General features: G+C 68.9%; 18 protein-coding genes. 12 read left to right on the top strand and 6 right to left on the bottom strand.

Annotated features, from left to right (window positions below; genetic code table 11):
- Positions 1–22: 22 nt before the first annotated feature.
- From fdxA to GLO27_RS03685, 4 genes are read left to right on the top strand one after another with little or no spacing between them, the layout of a single operon-like run.
- Entirely contained in the window at positions 23–349 is a 327-nt protein-coding gene (gene fdxA / locus GLO27_RS03670) for a ferredoxin (protein ID WP_021199249.1), read from the top strand.
- The gene (locus GLO27_RS03675) at positions 346–1,704 is read left to right on the top strand and encodes an FAD-dependent oxidoreductase (RefSeq protein ID WP_167253657.1); all 1,359 of its coding nucleotides are present in this window, start codon (positions 346–348) and stop codon (positions 1,702–1,704) included. Before fdxA ends, GLO27_RS03675 begins: the two co-directional genes overlap by 4 nt.
- Positions 1,701–2,210: a flavin reductase family protein gene (locus GLO27_RS03680; RefSeq protein ID WP_021199247.1), complete on the top strand. Its 510-nt coding sequence runs from the start codon at positions 1,701–1,703 to the stop codon at positions 2,208–2,210. The genes GLO27_RS03675 and GLO27_RS03680 overlap by 4 nt, the downstream gene beginning before the upstream one ends.
- Positions 2,211–2,222: 12 nt before the next feature.
- A complete protein-coding gene (locus GLO27_RS03685; protein ID WP_167253659.1) occupies positions 2,223–2,852 on the top strand; it encodes a superoxide dismutase in 630 nt (209 codons plus the stop codon).
- A gap of 13 nt (positions 2,853–2,865) precedes the next feature.
- Here the strand turns inward: GLO27_RS03685 and GLO27_RS03690 are convergent, their stop codons facing one another.
- Complete coding sequence (locus tag GLO27_RS03690; RefSeq protein ID WP_167253661.1) at positions 2,866–3,153, bottom strand: metal-sensitive transcriptional regulator; 288 nt, start codon at positions 3,151–3,153, stop codon at positions 2,866–2,868.
- A gap of 257 nt (positions 3,154–3,410) precedes the next feature.
- On the opposite strand from GLO27_RS03690, the gene GLO27_RS03695 reads away from it, so the two are divergent.
- Positions 3,411–5,057: an FAD-dependent oxidoreductase gene (locus GLO27_RS03695; protein WP_167253663.1), complete on the top strand. Its 1,647-nt coding sequence runs from the start codon at positions 3,411–3,413 to the stop codon at positions 5,055–5,057.
- Here the strand turns inward: GLO27_RS03695 and GLO27_RS03700 are convergent.
- Positions 5,054–6,061: a LacI family DNA-binding transcriptional regulator gene (locus GLO27_RS03700; protein WP_021199243.1), complete on the bottom strand. Its 1,008-nt coding sequence runs from the start codon at positions 6,059–6,061 to the stop codon at positions 5,054–5,056. The two genes, GLO27_RS03695 and GLO27_RS03700, sit on opposite strands and share 4 nt — an antisense overlap.
- 86 nt (positions 6,062–6,147) lie before the next feature.
- On the bottom strand, positions 6,148–7,818 hold the full coding sequence (locus GLO27_RS03705) for a glycoside hydrolase family 13 protein (protein WP_167253665.1): 1,671 nt from the start codon (positions 7,816–7,818) through the stop codon (positions 6,148–6,150).
- Positions 7,819–8,045: 227 nt separating this feature from the next.
- Between GLO27_RS03705 and GLO27_RS03710 the strand changes: the two genes are divergently transcribed.
- Complete coding sequence (locus GLO27_RS03710; protein ID WP_021199241.1) at positions 8,046–8,474, top strand: DUF1761 domain-containing protein; 429 nt, start codon at positions 8,046–8,048, stop codon at positions 8,472–8,474.
- Positions 8,475–8,663: 189 nt separating this feature from the next.
- Positions 8,664–9,929, top strand: a complete 1,266-nt coding sequence (locus tag GLO27_RS03715) for a hypothetical protein (protein WP_167253667.1) — start codon at positions 8,664–8,666, stop codon at positions 9,927–9,929.
- Positions 9,930–10,044: 115 nt separating this feature from the next.
- Here GLO27_RS03715 and purQ read toward each other — a convergent pair whose 3' ends face one another.
- The 3 genes from purQ to GLO27_RS03730 all read right to left on the bottom strand — a co-directional run bounded on the left by purQ (position 10,045) and on the right by GLO27_RS03730 (position 11,746).
- Positions 10,045–10,752, bottom strand: a complete 708-nt coding sequence (purQ, locus tag GLO27_RS03720) for a phosphoribosylformylglycinamidine synthase subunit PurQ (RefSeq protein ID WP_167253669.1) — start codon at positions 10,750–10,752, stop codon at positions 10,045–10,047.
- The gene (gene purS / locus GLO27_RS03725; protein ID WP_017204254.1) at positions 10,749–10,997 is read right to left on the bottom strand and encodes a phosphoribosylformylglycinamidine synthase subunit PurS; all 249 of its coding nucleotides are present in this window, start codon (positions 10,995–10,997) and stop codon (positions 10,749–10,751) included. Before purS ends, purQ begins: the two co-directional genes overlap by 4 nt.
- Before the next feature lie 215 nt (positions 10,998–11,212).
- Complete coding sequence (locus GLO27_RS03730) at positions 11,213–11,746, bottom strand: adenine phosphoribosyltransferase (RefSeq protein WP_029258801.1); 534 nt, start codon at positions 11,744–11,746, stop codon at positions 11,213–11,215.
- 135 nt (positions 11,747–11,881) lie between these two features.
- Here GLO27_RS03730 and GLO27_RS03735 point away from each other — a divergent pair, with 135 nt between their 5' ends.
- From GLO27_RS03735 to GLO27_RS03755, 5 genes are all read left to right on the top strand, one after another.
- Positions 11,882–13,192 carry an ABC transporter substrate-binding protein gene (locus tag GLO27_RS03735; protein WP_167253671.1) on the top strand — a complete coding sequence of 437 codons (1,311 nt, stop codon included), beginning with the start codon at positions 11,882–11,884 and terminating at the stop codon, positions 13,190–13,192.
- Positions 13,193–13,290: 98 nt separating this feature from the next.
- Positions 13,291–14,379 carry a sugar ABC transporter permease gene (locus GLO27_RS03740; protein ID WP_021199236.1) on the top strand — a complete coding sequence of 363 codons (1,089 nt, stop codon included), beginning with the start codon at positions 13,291–13,293 and terminating at the stop codon, positions 14,377–14,379.
- The gene (locus tag GLO27_RS03745; RefSeq protein ID WP_021199235.1) at positions 14,376–15,266 is read left to right on the top strand and encodes a carbohydrate ABC transporter permease; all 891 of its coding nucleotides are present in this window, start codon (positions 14,376–14,378) and stop codon (positions 15,264–15,266) included. Before GLO27_RS03740 ends, GLO27_RS03745 begins: the two co-directional genes overlap by 4 nt.
- Positions 15,267–15,271: 5 nt before the next feature.
- A complete protein-coding gene (locus GLO27_RS03750) occupies positions 15,272–16,702 on the top strand; it encodes a GH1 family beta-glucosidase (RefSeq protein WP_208323523.1) in 1,431 nt (476 codons plus the stop codon).
- Positions 16,703–16,841: 139 nt separating this feature from the next.
- Complete coding sequence (locus GLO27_RS03755; protein WP_021199233.1) at positions 16,842–17,837, top strand: LacI family DNA-binding transcriptional regulator; 996 nt, start codon at positions 16,842–16,844, stop codon at positions 17,835–17,837.
- The last annotated feature ends 38 nt before the right edge of the window (positions 17,838–17,875 follow it).

A 17,875-nucleotide genomic window follows, 5' to 3' on the forward strand; every position in this document is an offset into this window, starting at 1 on the left:
TGACCCGGACGAAGACCCCGCGATGACCTATGTGATCGCCCTGCCGTGCGTCGATGTGAAGGACAAGGCCTGCATCGACGAATGCCCTGTCGACTGCATCTACGAAGGCGAACGCTCGCTCTACATCCACCCGGACGAATGCGTGGACTGCGGTGCCTGCGAGCCGGTGTGCCCGGTCGAGGCGATCTTCTACGAAGACGACCTGCCCGACGAGTGGCAGGACTACTACAAGGCCAACGTCGAGTTCTTCGACGAGCTCGGGTCGCCGGGAGGCGCCGCGAAGACGGGGATGCTCGCCTTCGATCACCCGATCATCGCCGCGCTCGCACCACAGGGGGAACACGCATGACCAACGCCGAACCGCGCATCGCCGTCGTCGGCGCGGGGCCCGCGGGCATCTACGCGGCCGACATCCTGCTCGACCGGGTGCCGACCGCATCGATCGACCTGTTCGAGAAGCTCCCGGCACCGTATGGTCTGGTCCGCTACGGCGTCGCGCCCGACCATCCCCGCATCCGCAAGATCACGGATGCCCTGCACGAGGTGCTCGTGAACCCGCGCATCCGGCTGCGGTGCAACGTCGAGGTCGGCGTGGACATCGGGATCGACGAGCTGCGTGCCGCGTACGACGGAGTGATCGTGGCCACGGGGGCCGACCTCGATGTCGCTCTCGACATCCCGGGCATCGACCTGCCCGGCTCGTTCGGCGCGGCCGACTTCGTCGCCTGGTACGACGGGCACCCCGATGCGCCGCGCACCTGGCCGCTCGCCGCCGAGGCGGTCGCGGTGCTCGGCGCCGGCAATGTGGCGCTCGACGTGACGAGGATCCTCGCCAAGCATGCGTCGGCGCTGACCCACACCGACACCCCGGATGCCGTGCTCGACCAGCTCGCTGCCAGCCCGCTGCGCGACGTGCACCTGTTCGCCCGTCGGGGCCCGGCCGATGTGCGTTTCTCGGCCATGGAGCTGCGCGAGCTCGCCGAGCAGGACGACGTCGATGTGATCGTCGACCCGCACGAGCTCGCCCTCGACGAGCACGCCGAGCGGATGGTGGCGCAGTTCTCGCAGCGCCGTATCGTCGTGCGCACCATGACCGAATGGGCAGCCCTCGATCCCGCGAGCCGCAGCGCCTCGCGCCGCATCCACCTGCACCTGCGGCAGCGTCCGGTGCGCGTGCTCGGCACGGACGCGGTCACCGGTATCGAGATGGAACGCACCGCATCCGACGAGCTGGGCCGCATGGTCGGCACGGGGGAGCTGCTGCGCTATGACGTCGGAGCCGTCTACCGCGCAGTGGGCTACCGCTCGACACCTGTTCCCGGGGTGCCGTTCGACGCCGCTCTCGGCGTCGTGCCGCACGTCGAGGGTCGCGTCGTCGATGCGGACGGAGCGCCGATCCCGCGACTGTACGCGACCGGTTGGATCAAGCGCGGTCCGGTCGGGCTGATCGGGTCGACCAAGTCGGATGCCGCGCAGACGATCGGCCACGTCGTCGACGACCTCGATGCGATCGAGCGCGGGGCGCGCGACATCGATCCGATCGCCCATCTCTCGCAGGCGGTCGACCTCGACGGCTGGCTGCGCATCGACGCCGCCGAGCGCGGGGCCGGAGCGGAGCGCGGTCGCGAGCGGACGAAGCTCGTCGAGCGTGATGAGATGCTGGCACATGCGAAGCAGCAGCAGATGATGGAGGCAGGTCGATGACCGCGACACCCGTACCCACGCCGATCGGCGAGGCGCTCAAAGCCGCCTTCCGCACCCACCCGGCGGGAGTCGCGATCATCACCGCGAGCACCCCGGAAGGGCCGGTCGGTCTCACCGCGTCCAGCGTCGCCTCGGTGGCGGTCGATCCCGCGGCGATCGTGTTCTCGGTGACCCGTGCCACCGGTTCTGCAGGAGCGATCCTCGGTGCCGACACCTTCGTGGTGCACCTCATCGACGACGAGCACTCCGATCTCGCCCAGAGCTTCGCGGTCAGCGGGTCCGAGCGGTTCACGCCCGAGCAGGGATGGGCCACGCTGCCGACCGGCGAACCGCACCTCCCCGAGGCCAGGGTGGCCCTGCGCTGTCGTCCGATCCAGACGGTCGCCGTCGGTTCGTCGACCGTGGTCATCGCCGAGGTCATCGAGGTGCTGCCTGGTCTCTCCGGGCGCCCCCTGGTCTACATCGATCGCCGTTTCCACGCACTTCCACACGACAACAACCACTGAAAGGAAGACGTCATGACCACGCTCTACACACTCCCCGAGCTGCCGTACGACTACTCGGCCCTCGAGCCGCACATCTCGGGCAAGATCATGGAGCTGCACCACTCCAAGCACCACCAGGCCTACGTCACGGGGGCGAACTCCGCACTCGAGCAGCTCGCCGCCGCCCGCAGCGCGGGTGACCTCGCGAACGTGAACAAGCTCGAGAAGGACCTCGCCTTCAACCTCGGCGGCCACATCAACCACTCGGTGTTCTGGCAGAACCTCTCGCCCGAGGGCGGCGGAGCACCCGAGGGTGAGCTCGAGGCCGCACTGGTCGATGCCTTCGGATCGATCGACGCCTTCCGCGCCCACTTCACCGCGACCGCACTCGGTGTGCAGGGATCCGGTTGGGCAGTGCTCGCCTGGGACAGCGTGGGTGCGCGTCCCGTGATCTTCCAGCTGTTCGACCAGCAGGGCAACGCGCCGCTCGGCGTCACCCCGCTGCTGCAGCTCGACGTCTGGGAGCACGCCTACTACCTCGACTACCTCAACGTGCGCGCCGACTACGTCAAGGCGTTCTGGAACCTCGTGAACTGGCCCGATGTGCAGCGCCGCTTCGAGGCCGCCCGCACGGCGACGAAGGGTCTCATCGTCGCGAGCTGACCCGCGCCGCCGGTCACGCGAGGGAGAGGAACAGCTTCTCCAGTTCGGCCATCGACACTCCACGGGTGTCGGTGGCCGCTTGCGTCTCCGCCTCGGGCTCGGTCATGCAGTCCTTCATGGCGGAGGCGATGATCTGGAAACCCGCCTTGTCGAGAGCCGAGGTGACGGCGGCGAGCTGTGTGACCACCGCCCGGCAGTCGCCACCCTCTTCGACCGCGGCGATGACGGCGCCGAGCTGTCCTCGGGCTCGCTTGAGACGGTTGGCGATCGTGCGCTGGGTGTCGGCGTCTGCGGATGACATGGTCGCTCCCTGGGTGTCGGCTGGACTCCCCACTATACCCCCGGGGGTATAGTGGGGACCGATACCCACGGGGGTATCGGTGAGGAGACGATGAAAATGTGCCGAGCGGTCCGTTGCAAGACCTGCGGCAAGACGACCTGGGCGGGGTGCGGTCAGCACGTCGACGCCGTGCGGCGAACGGTGCCTGCCGCGCAGTGGTGTTCCGGACACCCGAAGGAGCAGGCGCAGGGCGGCTTCTTCTCGCGGATGTTCCAGCGATGACCACGGTGCAACCGCTCACCGTGGTCATCGTCGGTGGGGTCGCCGGGGGCATGTCCGCCGCCGCACGCCTGCGCCGCCTCGACGAGCACGCGCAGATCATGGTGTTCGAACGAGGGCCCGAGGTCTCGTACGCGAACTGCGGCTTGCCCTATTACGTCGGAGGGGTGATCGCGGAACGCGAATCGCTGCTCCTGCAGACGCCGGAATCTCTGCGCAGCCGCTTCCGACTCGATGTGCGTGTGCGTCACGATGTCACGCGAATCGACACTGCGCAGAAGCTCGTCGAGGTCATGGACATCGACTCGGGGCGCCGCTTCACACAGAGCTACGACAGGCTGATCCTCGCCACCGGCGCGCGCCCCCGTCTGAACGAGCCCTCCTCGGGCATCCGCACGCGCAGTCTGCGGACGGTCGAAGACGCGGATGCGATCGACGCCGCGCTCTCGCGGGCGGGCGTTCCGGTGGTGGTGGTCGGCGGAGGCTACACGGGCCTGGAAGCGGTCGAGAACCTCGTCGCTCGCGGCGCATCCGTGACGCTGGTGCAGCGGGGATCCCACCTCCTCTCCCCGCTCGATGCGGAGATGGCCGCACCGATCACCGCCGAGGTCCGCGCGCACGGCGTCGATGTGCGCCTCGGCGTCGAGGTCGTGCGTGCCGTATCCGGGCGGGTCACGCTGAGTGATGGGGCATCCGTCCCCGCCGAACTCGTGATCGATGCCTCCGGAGTTGTACCGGAGACGGCGCTCGCCGAAGGTGCCGGCATCCGGCTCGGTGAGACCGGCGGCATCGCGGTCGATTCGATGTGCCGCACGAGCGCCCCCGACGTGTTCGCGGTGGGCGACGGCGTCGAGAAGCTCGACCTCGTGGGCGGCGACACGGCTCTCATCACGATGGCCGGCCTCGCGAACCGACATGGACGCATGGTGGCCGACCTCATCGCGGGGAGGACGGAGACGGCGCGCCCCGCGCTCGGCACCGGGATCGTCCGCGTGTTCGGGGTCGACGCAGCGAAGGTGGGCTGGAGTGAACGGCAGCTCCGGGCCGCAGGACGTGACTTCTACGTCGTGCATGTGCATCCCGGATCCCACGCCGGCTACTACCCCGGCGCCGAGACGCTGTCCATGAAGATGCTCGCCGACCCGGCCTCCGACGTGATCCTCGGTGTGCAGGTCGTGGGGCGAGACGGTGTCGACAAGCGGATCGATGTGGTGGCGACCGCCATGCAGGCCGGCATCACGGCCGCCGGGCTCGCGAATCTCGAACTCGCCTACGCCCCGCAGTTCGGCTCGGCGAAGGACGCGGTCAACATCCTCGGCTACGTCGCCGAGAACACCCGCTCCGGCACGACTCCGACCATCCAATGGCATGAACTCGCTGAGGAGCAGCGTGGGGGAGCGACACTGATCGACGTGCGCTCGACGGCCGAGCATGCTGCCGGCGCGATTCCCGGCGCCGTCAACGTGCCGCTCGACGAGCTCAGAGAACGGCTCGACGAGGTTTCCGATGGACCCGTCATCGTGCACTGCCAGGTCGGATTGCGTGGGCACATCGCCACGCGGATCCTCCAGCAGCGAGGCGTGGACGCGCGCAACCTCGACGGCGGCTATCGCACCTGGCGCGACGCCACCCTGTGTGAACGCTAGAGCAGGCGGGAGGTGGTCCCGCGCACGTTCAGCTCGTAGGGCAGCGCCGACGGGATGTGCACGGCGTCGGGGGTGGCGAGCTTCGCCAGCACGGCATCGGCTGCCCGCTCGCCCTGTCCGAGCGGGAACTGATCGACCGTGGTCAGGCGGAAGAACTCGCCGAGTTCATGCCCGTCGATGCCGACGATCGACAGCTCCTCGGGAACGCTGAAGCCCAGGTCTCGGGCCGCGAGAAGTGCGCCGATGGCCATCTCGTCCGAGGCCGCGAACACGGCGGTCGGGCGGGGGCCCGGGCGGCCGAGCAGCTGCTTCGCCGCCCGGTAGCCGCCCTCGACCGTGAAGTCGGCGGGCTCGAGGAAGGCATGGTTGAGGGGGATGCCCGCCTTCGCCAGCGCCTTCTCGAACCCCAGGCGGCGGTTGGTCGGGATGTGGAAGTCGATGTCGAACTCCGGGTTCGCCCCGATGTGCGCGATATCGGTGTGGCCCAGGCTGATCAGATGCTCGGTGGCAAGTTGCGCGACCGCGACATCGTCGACGGTGAGGGTGTCGAGCTTCGGGTTCGGACCGCCGATCGCGATCACAGGAAGTCCGAGGTCGAGCAGATACTGCGTCTCGTCCTCGTCGAGCTCGATCGACACCGCGATCACGGCATCGACGCGCTGTCGGCGCAGGAAGGTGTCGAACACGTGCCGACGTACGTCCTTGTCGGCAGTGATGTTGTACAGCGTGATGTCATAGCCCTCGCGCATGAGCGCGGCGGAGACGCCGGAGAGCACCGTGCTGAAGAACCACCGGTCGAGGAAGGGCACGATCACCCCGACGTTGCGGGTGCGACCCGAGGCCAGGCTCGACGCCCGCGACGAGACGACATAGCCGAGCGACTGCGCCGCGGCCTGCACCCTCTCCTTCGCGGACTCGGATACGTGACCGCGTCCGCTCAGTGCGCGGGAGACGGTCGCGGTGGAGACTCCGGCGAGCCGGGCGACCTCATCGATGCTGGCCATGTGTTCCTCTGTCGAAAGTGCTCCGGTCGCGGTTCCTGCCGGTTCACGCGGGCGTGAGCGACAGGAATCGCGACCGGAAGGGCATGTCAGGCCTGCGTCGCTGTGGTGTACCAGACGGCGGTGTCGACCGGGATCGACGCGCCTTCGAACGGCTGGCTCTGCAGCATCACGAAGGCGTCGGCCGGCAGCTCGATCGGCGCCGTGCCGAGGTTCGCGACGACGTGCACGTCACCACGTCGGAAGGCGACCGCGTCGGGACCGGCGTCTTCCCAGACCAGCGAGCCGCTGCCGAAGCCGTGCTCGCGGCGCGCGGCCAGCAGACGCTTGTACAGCGCGAGCGTCGATGCGGGATCGACCTCTTCGACGTCGCGGGCGTAGGCCGCCCAGTCTGCGGGCTGCGGGAGCCACGAGAGACCGGTGTCGTTGAATCCGAAGGCCGGAGCCTCGGCCTCCCAGGGCAGGGGCACGCGGCATCCGTCACGACCGTAGCGCTCGCCGTTCGTGCGGAACCAGGTCGGGTCCTGACGATACTCGTCCGGGATCTCCATGGCCTCGGGCAGGCCGAGCTCTTCGCCCTGGTACAGGTACGACGAACCGGGCAGTGCCAGCATCAGCGTGGTCGCGGCGCGGGCGCGGGCCAGGCCGATCGCGGTGTCGGGCTTGCTCGGGGTGTTCGGGCCGATGCCCTCGCCCTGGGGGTTGTCCGCCGTCAGCGCGAGGCGCGAGGCGTGGCGCACCACATCGTGGTTCGAGAGCACCCAGGTGCTCGGGGCGCCGACCGCGCCGAAGTCGTCGAGCGACTCCCGGATGACGTCGCCGAGGGCCTTCGCGTTCCACGGCGTCATCAGGTACGGGAAGTTGAACGTCTGGTGCATCTCGTCCGGACGCACCCACAGGGCCGTCTGCTTGAGCGTCGGCATCCAGGCCTCGCCGCACAGGGCGCGGTCGCCGTCGTACTCGGCGAGCACCTTGTGCCAGTCGCGGTAGATGTCGTGCACGCCGTCCTGGCCCCAGTACGGCACGTTCGACTCGCCGCCGCCCATGGAATCGGCATCGCTCGGGGGCGTGTAGTCGGGCAGGCCATCGGCCTTGATCATGCCGTGGGCCACGTCGACGCGGAACCCGTCGACACCGCGGTCGAGCCAGAAGCGCAGGATGGAGCGGAACTCCTCGCGCACCTCTTCGTTGGTCCAGTCGAAGTCGGGCTGAGTGGCGTCGAAGATGTGCAGGTACCACTGGCCCGGCGTGCCGTCGGCCTCGACGACGCGCTCCCACATGCCGCCGCCGAACACGGATTCCCAGTTGTTCGGCGGGAGCTCGCCGTTCTCGCCCTTGCCGTCGCGGAAGATGTAGCGCGCGCGCTCGGGGCTGCCCGGGCCGGCCTTCAACGCCTGCTGGAACCAGACGTGCTGGTCGGACGAGTGGTTCGGCACCAGGTCGACCACCACGCGGATGTTGCGGGCATGGGCAGCCTCGAGCATGTCGTCGAAGTCGGCCAGCGTGCCGAACAGCGGGTCGACGTCGCGGTAGTCGGCCACGTCGTAACCCGCGTCGCGCTGCGGGCTGGTCATGAACGGGCTCAGCCAGATCGCGTCGACGCCGAGCTCCTGCAGCGCATCGAGTCGGCTGGTGATGCCCGGCAGGTCGCCGATGCCGTCACCCGAGGCGTCCGCGAAGGATCGGGGGTAGATCTGGTAGATGACGGCGCTGCGCCACCACTCGGAACCGGGGGCTGCGATCTGCTCAAGCTGTGCCATGGGAACAGGCTAGTGCAAACGCTTACATTCATGCCAGAGCGGGGATCGAATCGGTTCGGTGCCGCGGATTCCGCCGGCCGAGGCCGCGCCACTTGCATGACGGTCGGTCATTCGCATGATCGTCCAGCGTCCGTGGTCAGGCATCCGTCGCGGTCTCATACCGGTGTCGCCGGCGGTGCGATCGCAGGCGGGGAGTAGGGTGAGGCATCCGATGAGTGGAGGCTGTCATGGTTCCCGAGATCAACTACTGGGCGGTCCTGCTGGCCACCGCGTCGAGCATGCTCGTCGGCTCGGTCTGGTATGCCCCGAAGGTGTTCGGCACGCGCTGGTCGAAGCTCGCGAACGTCGACATGGATCGTCCTGCGGCCACAGCGGCCTGGCCGATCATCACCACGGTCATCGTGAGCTTCATCACGGCCTGGGTGCTCGCCGGCGCCTCGTCGATCGCGTGGCACTTCTACGGCGGATCGTACTTCTGGGGCGCCGTCGTCACCGCTGTCACGCTGTGGGCGGGGTTCACGGCCGCCCGTTTCATCACGCACGACGCGTTCGAGGGGCGCTCGACCCGACTCACCACACTGAACATCGCGCACGAGCTGGTCACGGTCGTCGTCATGGCGATCATCATCGGCGTCTGGCCGCCGGCGCTCGCCTGAGGTACCGCTCCGCCTCCCGGGGGACCGGCGAACCGGTAGCCGGGTCGGTTCGGAGGACTCGCCGATCGGAGAGCCATCTCTAGACCTTCGCCGCTTCTGCGAGCGCATGCGGGGTGCGAGGCTCGCTGGGTGACCTGCCGGTCACCCGCGTGCTGCGGACCCGCGCGCGGTTCAGACCGAGGGGTCTCGATGTCCGGATCTTCGCGCCGATCGGCGCCGTGGGCGGTCGCCGCCGCGCTCGTCGCCGCAGTTGTGCTGGTGGGCGCGGCTCCTGCCGCGTGGGGAGCCATGCGCCCGTCGGATGACCAGGCATCCGGTGCGAGTGGCCTGGATCCCTCGCAGTCCGTCGCGCTGGCCTACGAGTTCCTGGATACGCGCGTCGACCAGTTCTGCGATGGAGCCGGACACTGTCTGCCGCGCAGCTACGAGGGCGGATTCTTCACCACTCCGAGCTGGGACTTCACCCCCTCGTTCGTCTACGACGATGCGCTCGTGATCATCGCGTACACCGCCAGGGGGCTTCCGGACGACCTCCGTCGCGCGCGGGCGATCGGCGACACCCTGCTCTTCGTGCAGGAGAACGACCCGATCGGCGACGGCCGCACACGGGCGTCGTACGAACCGCACGGCATCCGCGAGGGGCGGGTGGAGATCACCGGCCCCGGCAGCTTCACCGGGAACCAGGCGTGGGTCGGATTGGCTCTCGCGCGTCTCGCGCACGCCACCGGAGATTCGCGGTACCTCGACGGCGCGCTGCGTGTGGGCCAGTGGATCCAGGACAACACGGCCGACATGCTCCGAGCCCCGTACGGGTACACCGGGGGTCAGCTCGAGGACGGCACGTCGCTGACCTGGAAGTCCACCGAGCACAACAGCGACGTCTCGGGGTTCTTCACGCAATTGGCTCAGCTCACCGGCGACCCCGTGTGGTCCGATCGGGCAGCGGTCGCCGCCGGCTTCGTCGCGGCCATGCAGAGTGCGGACGGCCACGTCGACACCGGCACGGGCCTCGACGGTTCGACCATCAACACCCGTCCCATTCCGCTGGATGCGCAGACGTGGAGTTCACTCGCCACGGGCGACCCCCGCTACGGCGCCGCGCTGGACTGGACGCTCGCGAACCTGATCGCCACCGACGGCCCGTACACGGGCCCCTCGATCAGCGAGGTCGATGTGTCGAAGGCCTGGTTCGAGGGGAGCGGACACCTCGCGCTCGCCCTCACGCTCCGCGACGGCCCGGGAGACGCCGACCGGGCCGAGACGTTGCTGAGCAGCATCCGTCTGGCGCAGCGCGATGCTCCGAACGGTGACGGCAAGGGGATCGTCGCGACCTCGAACGACGGTCTCGACTCGGGTTTCGGCGACCTCTACTACGCCAGCCTGCACACGGGCGCGACGGCCTGGTACCTGCTCGCGGCGGCGGGGGACAATCCGTTCACCCTGCCTGCCGACTGACCTGCCGTTCACCCTGCCTGCCGACTGACCTGCCGTTCGACCGGCCTGACGGCGGACCGGCCTGCCGTTCGACCGGCCTGACGGCGGACCCGCCTGACGGCGGACCCGCCTGAGGTTATGCGGCGACGCGGGCGACCGCGGCGATGGCGCTCGTGAAGAAGTCGAGTCCGTCGATGCCGCTGCGCATGGCGACAGCGGTGTCGGGGCCGAAGCCCGCCTCGGTGGCGTGCTCGGGGTGCGGCATGAGCCCGACCACGTTGCCCGCCTCGTTGGTGAGAGCGGCGATGTCGCGGAGCGATCCGTTCGGGTTGACTCCGGCGTAGCGGAAGGCCACGAGCCCCTCGCCCTCGATACGGTCGAGGGTCTGCTCGTCGGCGATGTAGCCGCCGTCGGCGTTCTTGAGCGGGATCACGATCTCCTGGCCGGTGCGGAACGCATTGGTCCACGCGGTGTCGGAGTTCTCGACCGTGAGCTTCTGGTCGCGACGCACGAAGTGCTGGTGGTTGTTGCGGATCAGGCCGCCGGGCAGCAGGTGAGCCTCGACGAGCATCTGGAAACCGTTGCAGATGCCGAGCACGGGCATTCCCTTCGCGGCGGCATCCTTGACCTCGCTCATGATCGGCGAGAGCGCGGCGATCGCGCCGGCGCGCAGGTAATCGCCGTAGCTGAAGCCACCGGGGAGGACGAGTGCGTCGACGCCCTCGAGGTCGTGCGAGCCGTGCCACAGGGCGACCGGCTCTGCGCCGGCGATGCGCACGGCGCGCTGGGCGTCGCGGTCGTCGAGCGAGCCGGGGAAGGTGATGACGCCGATGCGAACGGTCACTCCGCGACCTCGATGCCGACGACGTCCTCGATCACGGAGTTGGAGAGCACCTCGTCGGCGATGCGCCGGGCCTCGGCGAGAACCTCGTCGGTGACCTCGCCTTCGACGGTGAGCTCGAAGCGCTTGCCGATGCGGACGTCGGTGAAGCCCTCGACGCCGAGGCGGGCGAAGGCGCCGGAGACGGCCTTCCCCTGCGGGTCGAGCAGTTCGGGCTTGGGCATGACGTCGACGACGATGGTGGGCATGACGGCTCCAAGAGTCGCGGGCGGACGGGCGCATCCAGTCTACTGCCCTCGGCTCACCCGCCCTCGCCCCGCCCACTCGACGTCGAGTGCACGACATCTCGCCGAGTGCACGGCCCGCGTGCGGGGGGATGCCGTGCGCTCGCCGAGTACCCGTGCGCTCGACGAGCAGTGCGTGTGCGTGGGCGTGGGGGCGTGAGGGAGTGGGGGGGTGGGGGTTATGCGGAGTGGAAGACGGTGTGCAGGTCGCCGACCGCCTCGCGGCCGCCGAGACCGTCGATCTCGAACAGCACCGAGATGCCGATGACATGGCTGCCGAGGCGCTCGACGAGCTCGCGTCCGGCCGCGAGGGTCCCTCCGGTGGCGAGCACATCGTCGATCAGCAGCACGCGGGATCCGGGGGGCAGGTCGTCGTGCATCTCGATCGTGGCGGTGCCGTACTCGAGGGCGTAGTCGACGGATGCCGCGGGGCGCGGCAGCTTGCCGGCCTTGCGGATCGGGATGAGTCCGACGCCTGCGGCGATGGCGGCAGCGCTGGCGAGGATGAAGCCGCGCGCCTCGATGCCCGCGATCACGTCGAACTGGCCGGCGAAGGGTTCGATGATCGCCTCGGTCGTCACGCGGAGGGCCTCGGCGTCGGCGAGGAGTGGCGTGATGTCGCGGAAGATGATGCCCGGTTGCGGGTAGTCCGGCACGTTGCGGATCAGGGCTTCGGCGCGGACGAGGGCAGGGGAGAGCGTGGCTTCGGGCACTGCCCAAGGGTACCCCGCGGCGGCTGGGTTGACACCGTGGGAGCGCTCCCATAGAGTGACTGCTCAGTTCGTGGGAGCGCTCCCACAACGTCTCGACGCACCACACACCGCACGACCACCACAAAGGAGTGAACTGTGAACACACGTGCCCGCAACCGGATCCTCGTGATTGCCGCCGTGGCATCCGTCTCCGCTCTCGCCCTCGCCGGCTGCTCCGGCAGCACCGGCGATTCCACGGAGGGGAGCGCCGACGAAGAGGTCACGCTGACCGTCACCACGTTCGGCACCTTCGGCTACGAAGATCTCTACAAGGAGTACGAGAAGGCTCACCCGAACGTCACGATCGAGGCGACCAACATCGACACCGGCGGCAACGCCCGCACCGATGCGTTCACCAAGATCGCCGCCGGCTCCGGCCTCAGCGACATCGTCGCGGTCGAAGAGGGCTGGCTCGGCGCGATCATGGACGTCTCCGACACCTTCGTCGACCTGCGCGACTACGGCATCGAGGACCGCAAGGACGACTGGGTCGACTGGAAGTACGGCCAGGCGACCGACGCCGAAGGCCGCGTCATCGGCTACGGCACCGACATCGGCCCGAGCGGCATCTGCTACAACGGCGCCGCATTCGAGGCGGCCGGGCTCCCGAGCGACCGCGAGTCGGTGGCCGAGCTCCTCAACGGCGACTGGGAGAACTACTTCCAGGTGGGCGCCGACTACACCGCGAAGACCGGCAAGGCCTGGTACGACCACTCCGGCTTCGTCTGGAACGCCATGGTGAACCAGCTCGACGAGGGCTACTACACGACCGACGGCGAGCTGAACGTCGAGGACAACGCCGAGCTCAAGGAGCGCTTCGAGCTGCTGGGCGCCGCGACCGAGGGCGGCCAGTCCGCCGCGCAGACCGCGTGGGACTGGAACGGCGGCAAGTCTTTCGTCGACGGCACCTTCGCGACCTTCGTGTGCCCGGGCTGGATGCTCGGTGTCGTGCAGGGTCAGGTCGAAGCCGGTGGCGGCGACGCGTCGACCGGATGGGACTTCGCCGACGTGTTCCCCGGAGGAGCGGCGAACTGGGGCGGCGCGTTCCTGTCGATCCCCGAGACTTCGCAGCACAAGAAGGCGGCCGCCGAGCTGGCCGACTGGCTGACGCAGCCCGAGCAGCAGGTCAAGCAGTCCGCCGCCGCGGGCAACTTCCCCTCGACGATCAAGGCGCAGGAGACGCTCGCCGCGGATGCGACGCCGAACGCGTTCTTCAACGACGCGCCGACCGGGGCGATCCTCGCCGAGCGCGCCAAGGGCGTCGTCGCCCAGTTCAAGGGTGCCGATGACTCGGTGATCCAGGAGAACGTCTTCGGTCCGGCGCTCAGCAGCCTCGACCGCGGCGACACCGACACCCAGGGCGCCTGGGACCAGGCCATCGGTCTGCTGAACGACCTCGTCGGCTGACATCCCCCTTCCGGTCGCAGTTCCCGCCGTCGCCACCCCACGGCCGGCGGCAGGAACTGCGACCGGAACTCCTCGGAACCCCGGGACAAGGACACCCCATGACACTCACCGCCCCGCCCGCGGAACAGCAGCGCGCGGCATCCCCCGCGAAGGATGCCGCACCGAAACGCTCCTGGCGCCACCGCGTCTCACGGTTCGACCAGAACGCCTCGCCGTACTTCTACATCTCGCCGTTCTTCCTGCTGTTCGGGCTGGTCGGCCTGTTCCCGCTGCTCTACACGGTCTGGGTGGCGGTGCACGAGTGGGACCTGCTCAAGGGCGAAGGCGAGTTCGTCGGGGTCGGCAACTTCGTCGAGATCCTCGGCGACGCGATGTTCTGGAACTCGATCGGCAACACCCTGAGCATCTTCCTGCTCTCCGCGATCCCGCAGCTGGCCGTGGCCCTCGTGATCGCCTACCTCCTCGACCGGGGCCTGCGCGCCCCGACGTTCTGGCGCATGAGCGTGCTGATCCCGTTCGTGGTCACCCCGGTCGCGGTCGCCATCATCTTCTCGAGCATCTTCAACGAGGCCGACGGTCTGGCCAACAACCTGCTCAACCTCATCGGCATCGCGGACCAGGAGTGGAAGCACAACACCGCGCTGTCGCACATCGCGATCGCCGTCATGGTGAACTTCCGCTGGACGGGCTACAACGCCCTCATCCTGCTGGCCGCGATGCAGGCCGTGCCGCGTGACCTCTACGAGTCGGCGGCCCTCGACGGGGCCGGCGCCGCGCGCCGCTTCTTCTCGATCACCATCCCCACGATCCGTCCCACTCTGATCTTCGTCATCATCACGGCGACGATCGGCGGGCTGCAGATCTTCGCCGAGCCGCGCCTGTTCGACGTGTCGACCGCCGGCGGCATCGGCGGCAGCGACCGGCAGTTCCAGACCACCGTGCTGTTCCTCTGGGAACTGGCGTTCTTCCGTCGCAACCTCGGGGAGGCATCGGCCGTCGCCATCCTGCTGTTCCTGCTGATCGTCGGGATCGGCGTGATCAACTTCCTCATCTCCCGACGGATCTCCACAGGAGACGCCCCGAAGAATCGTGCGGCCCGCCGCCGCGCGCACACCACCGACGCGGCCGCGACCGCGGCGGCCGCCGGAACGACGATCGCCACCACGACCGAGGAGAACGCGCGATGACCGCCACGCAGGCGCTGAGCGTCCCCGAGAAGATCCGCCGTCGCCGGAGTGCATCGTCCGGCACCGCCGGGATCGGCAGCCGCCCCGGCTTCCTCACATACGGGCTCCTGGCCGCGTTCATCATCGGCAGCGTGTATCCGCTGTGGTGGTCGGTCGTCGTCGCGAGCGGCACGAACGCCACCCGCGGTGAGACGCTGCCGATGATCCCCGGTGGCAACTTCTTCACGAACGCGGCCAAGGTCTTCGACGCGATCCCGTTCTGGTTGGCGCTGGGCAACTCGTTCCTGATCTCCGGCATCATCACGCTCTCGGTCGTCACCTTCTCCACGCTCGCGGGCTACGCCTTCGCCAAGCTCCGGTTCCAGGGACGCGACGGGCTGATGATCTTCGTGATCGCGACGATGGCGATCCCGACGCAGCTGGGCATCATCCCGCTGTTCATGCTGATGCGCGAGCTCGGCTGGACCGGTTCGATCGGTGCGGTCATCGTGCCGACACTCGTCACCGCGTTCGGCGTCTTCTTCATGCGGCAGTACCTGGTCGATGTGATCCCGGACGAGCTGATCGAGGCCGCCCGTATGGACGGCGCCAACCAGTTCCGGACCTTCCTGACCGTCGGACTCCCCGCAGCCCGCCCCGCCATGGCTATCCTCGGACTCTTCACCTTCATGACGGCGTGGACCGACTACCTGTGGCCGCTGATCGTGCTCTCCCCGCAGAACCCGACCCTGCAGACGGCGCTCAGCCAGCTGCAGTCGGGCTACTACATCGACTACTCGATCGTGCTCGCCGGCGCGGTGCTCGCGACCCTCCCGCTGCTCGTGCTCTTCGTGGTCGCCGGTCGGCAGCTGGTCAGTGGCATCATGGCGGGCGCGGTGAAAGGATGACCCCTATGACCCGCTCCTTCCCCGAGAACTTCCTGTTCGGCGCCGCGACCGCGGCGTACCAGATCGAGGGGGCGGCGTTCGAGGACGGGCGCACGGCCTCGATCTGGGACGCGTTCTCGCGCGAGCCGGGCGCGGTGATCGGTGCCGAGAACGGCGACGTCGCCTGCGACCACTACCACCGCTACCCGCAGGACGTCGCGCTCATGACGCGGCTCGGGCTGCAGACGTACCGCTTCTCGACCTCGTGGTCACGGGTGCGTCCGGACGGTGGAGCCGTCAACACGGCGGGCATGGACTTCTACGAGCGCCTGGTCGACGAGCTGCTCGCCGCCGACATCCTGCCCTGGTTGACGCTGTACCACTGGGACATGCCGCAGGCCCTGCAGGAGGCCGGTGGCTGGACGAACCGCGACACGGTCGATCGCTTCCTGGAGTACGCCGGCACCATGCACGACGCGCTCGGCGACCGGGTGAACGTGTGGACCACGTTGAACGAGCCGTGGTGCTCGTCGTTCCTCTCGTACACTGCCGGCGAGCATGCGCCCGGGCACACCAGCATCGCGGAGGGGCTGCTCGCCTCGCACCACCTGCTTCTCGCACACGGCACGACCGTGCAGGAGTTCCGCAGACGCGACGCCTCGCTCAACCTCGGCATCACCCTGAACCACACGGTCGCCGACCCCGCCGACCCGCAGAATCCGGCCGATGTCGATGCGGCTCGTCGCGTGGACGGACAGTTCAACCGCTGGTTCCTCGACCCGATCTACCGCGGCAGCTACCCCGCCGACATCGTCGAAGACATCCGCGCGGTCGATGCCGACGCGGTCGCGCAGTTCGAGGCGGCCGTGCAGGGCGGCGACCTCCAGCTGATCTCGCAGCACATCGACACGCAGGGGGTGAACTACTACCACGGCGACCTCGTATCGGGCACTGCTCCGGCTGAGGGGCCGGTCTCCGCGGAGCCCGAGACCGAGCGCGTGCGGCGCAGCCCCTACCCGTCGAGCGACGGCATCCACGCGGTCGAGCGGGGGTTGCCCCGCACCGCGCAGAACTGGGAGGTGCAGCCCGAGGGTCTCACCCGTGTGCTGCAGCGGATCTGGAACGAGTACGCCGAGCCCGCGGGCACCGTGCTCTACATGACCGAGAACGGGGCGGCCTACGACGATGCCGTGGCGGTCGAAGACGGCGAGACGCGCGTGCACGACGCCGAGCGCACCGAGTTCCTTCGCCTGCACCTGGGCGCGGTGCTCGATGCCGCCGAGGCGGGTGTCGATGTGCGCGGCTACTTCTACTGGTCGCTGTTCGACAACTTCGAATGGGCGTGGGGATACGACAAGCGGTTCGGCATCGTACGCGTCGACTACGACACCCAGGAGCGCACGCTCAAGGACTCAGGTCGGGAGTACGCCCGCATCATCGCGGCCCGGGCGCTCTGACCCCGCTGCCCGCCCCTCGAATCGCGTGAATGGTCGTATCCGGGGCCGAGATGCGACCATTTGCGCGACTCGGAGCGAGACGGTCGTCGTCGCACCCGCGAACCGGTGAGAATAGGGCGATGGAAGAGTGCGTACGCTGATGTCGCCCCGAGCGACCATCGAAGAGGTGGCATCCGCCGCCGGTGTCTCCCGGTCGACCGTGTCACGGGTCGTGAACGGGTCGACGGCCGTGAGCCCGGAGGCCCTCGCAGCGGTGCGCGCCGCGATCGACGAGCTGAACTACGTGCCCAATCGGGCCGCACGCTCGCTCGCCTCACGGCAGACGCATGCCATCGCCCTGATCGTGCCGGAGGACACCACCCGTTTCTTCGGCGACCCGTTCTTCGCAGCCATCGTCGCGGGCATCACCGGGGCGCTCGGCGGATCGGACTACCTGCTCAACCTGCTCATCGCGAGCGATGACCCCGGCGACAAGATGACCAGCTTCGTGCGCAACGGCGGCGTGGACGGTGCGCTGATCGTCTCGCACCACACGAGCGACGCGTTCATCGACCGGATCGCGGATGCCGTACCGGTCGTCTTCGGCGGCCGCCCGGTGCGCCGTCACGACGGGGACTACGTCGTCGACGTCGACAATGTCGCCGGAGCGAAGCACGCCACTCAGCGGTTGATCGACATCGGCCGCACACGCATCGCGACGATCTCCGGTCCGCTCACGATGGTCGCCTCGGAAGATCGTGTGCAGGGGTTCCGCGCCGCTCTGGCGGATGCCGGCCTCGCCCCGTACGCCGAGGAGGAGGGCGACTACAGCGAGGCGAGCGGTGCGGAGGCCGCCAGGCGTCTGCTCGACGGCGGGCGTCCGGATGCGATCTTCGTCGCGAGCGACCTGATGGCCCGTGGCGCCCTGACCGCCCTCCGCTCGGCGGGTGTGCGTGTGCCGGAGGACATCGCCCTGGTCGGCTTCGACGACTCCTCGGTCGCGCTCACGACCGATCCGCAGTTGACCACGATGCGCCAGCCGATGTACGCGCAGGGTGAGGCCATGGCCCGGATCCTGTTGTCGCGGCTCGCGGGGGAGGACCCGCCGACCACGACGATCCTGCCGACGGAGCTCGTGATCCGGGCATCCGCCTGACGAGTCGCATCCGGCTCCCACTCATCGGCGGATGGGGA

This window comes from Microbacterium sp. Be9 (assembly GCF_011754135.1).
Classification (GTDB): domain Bacteria; phylum Actinomycetota; class Actinomycetes; order Actinomycetales; family Microbacteriaceae; genus Microbacterium; species Microbacterium maritypicum_A.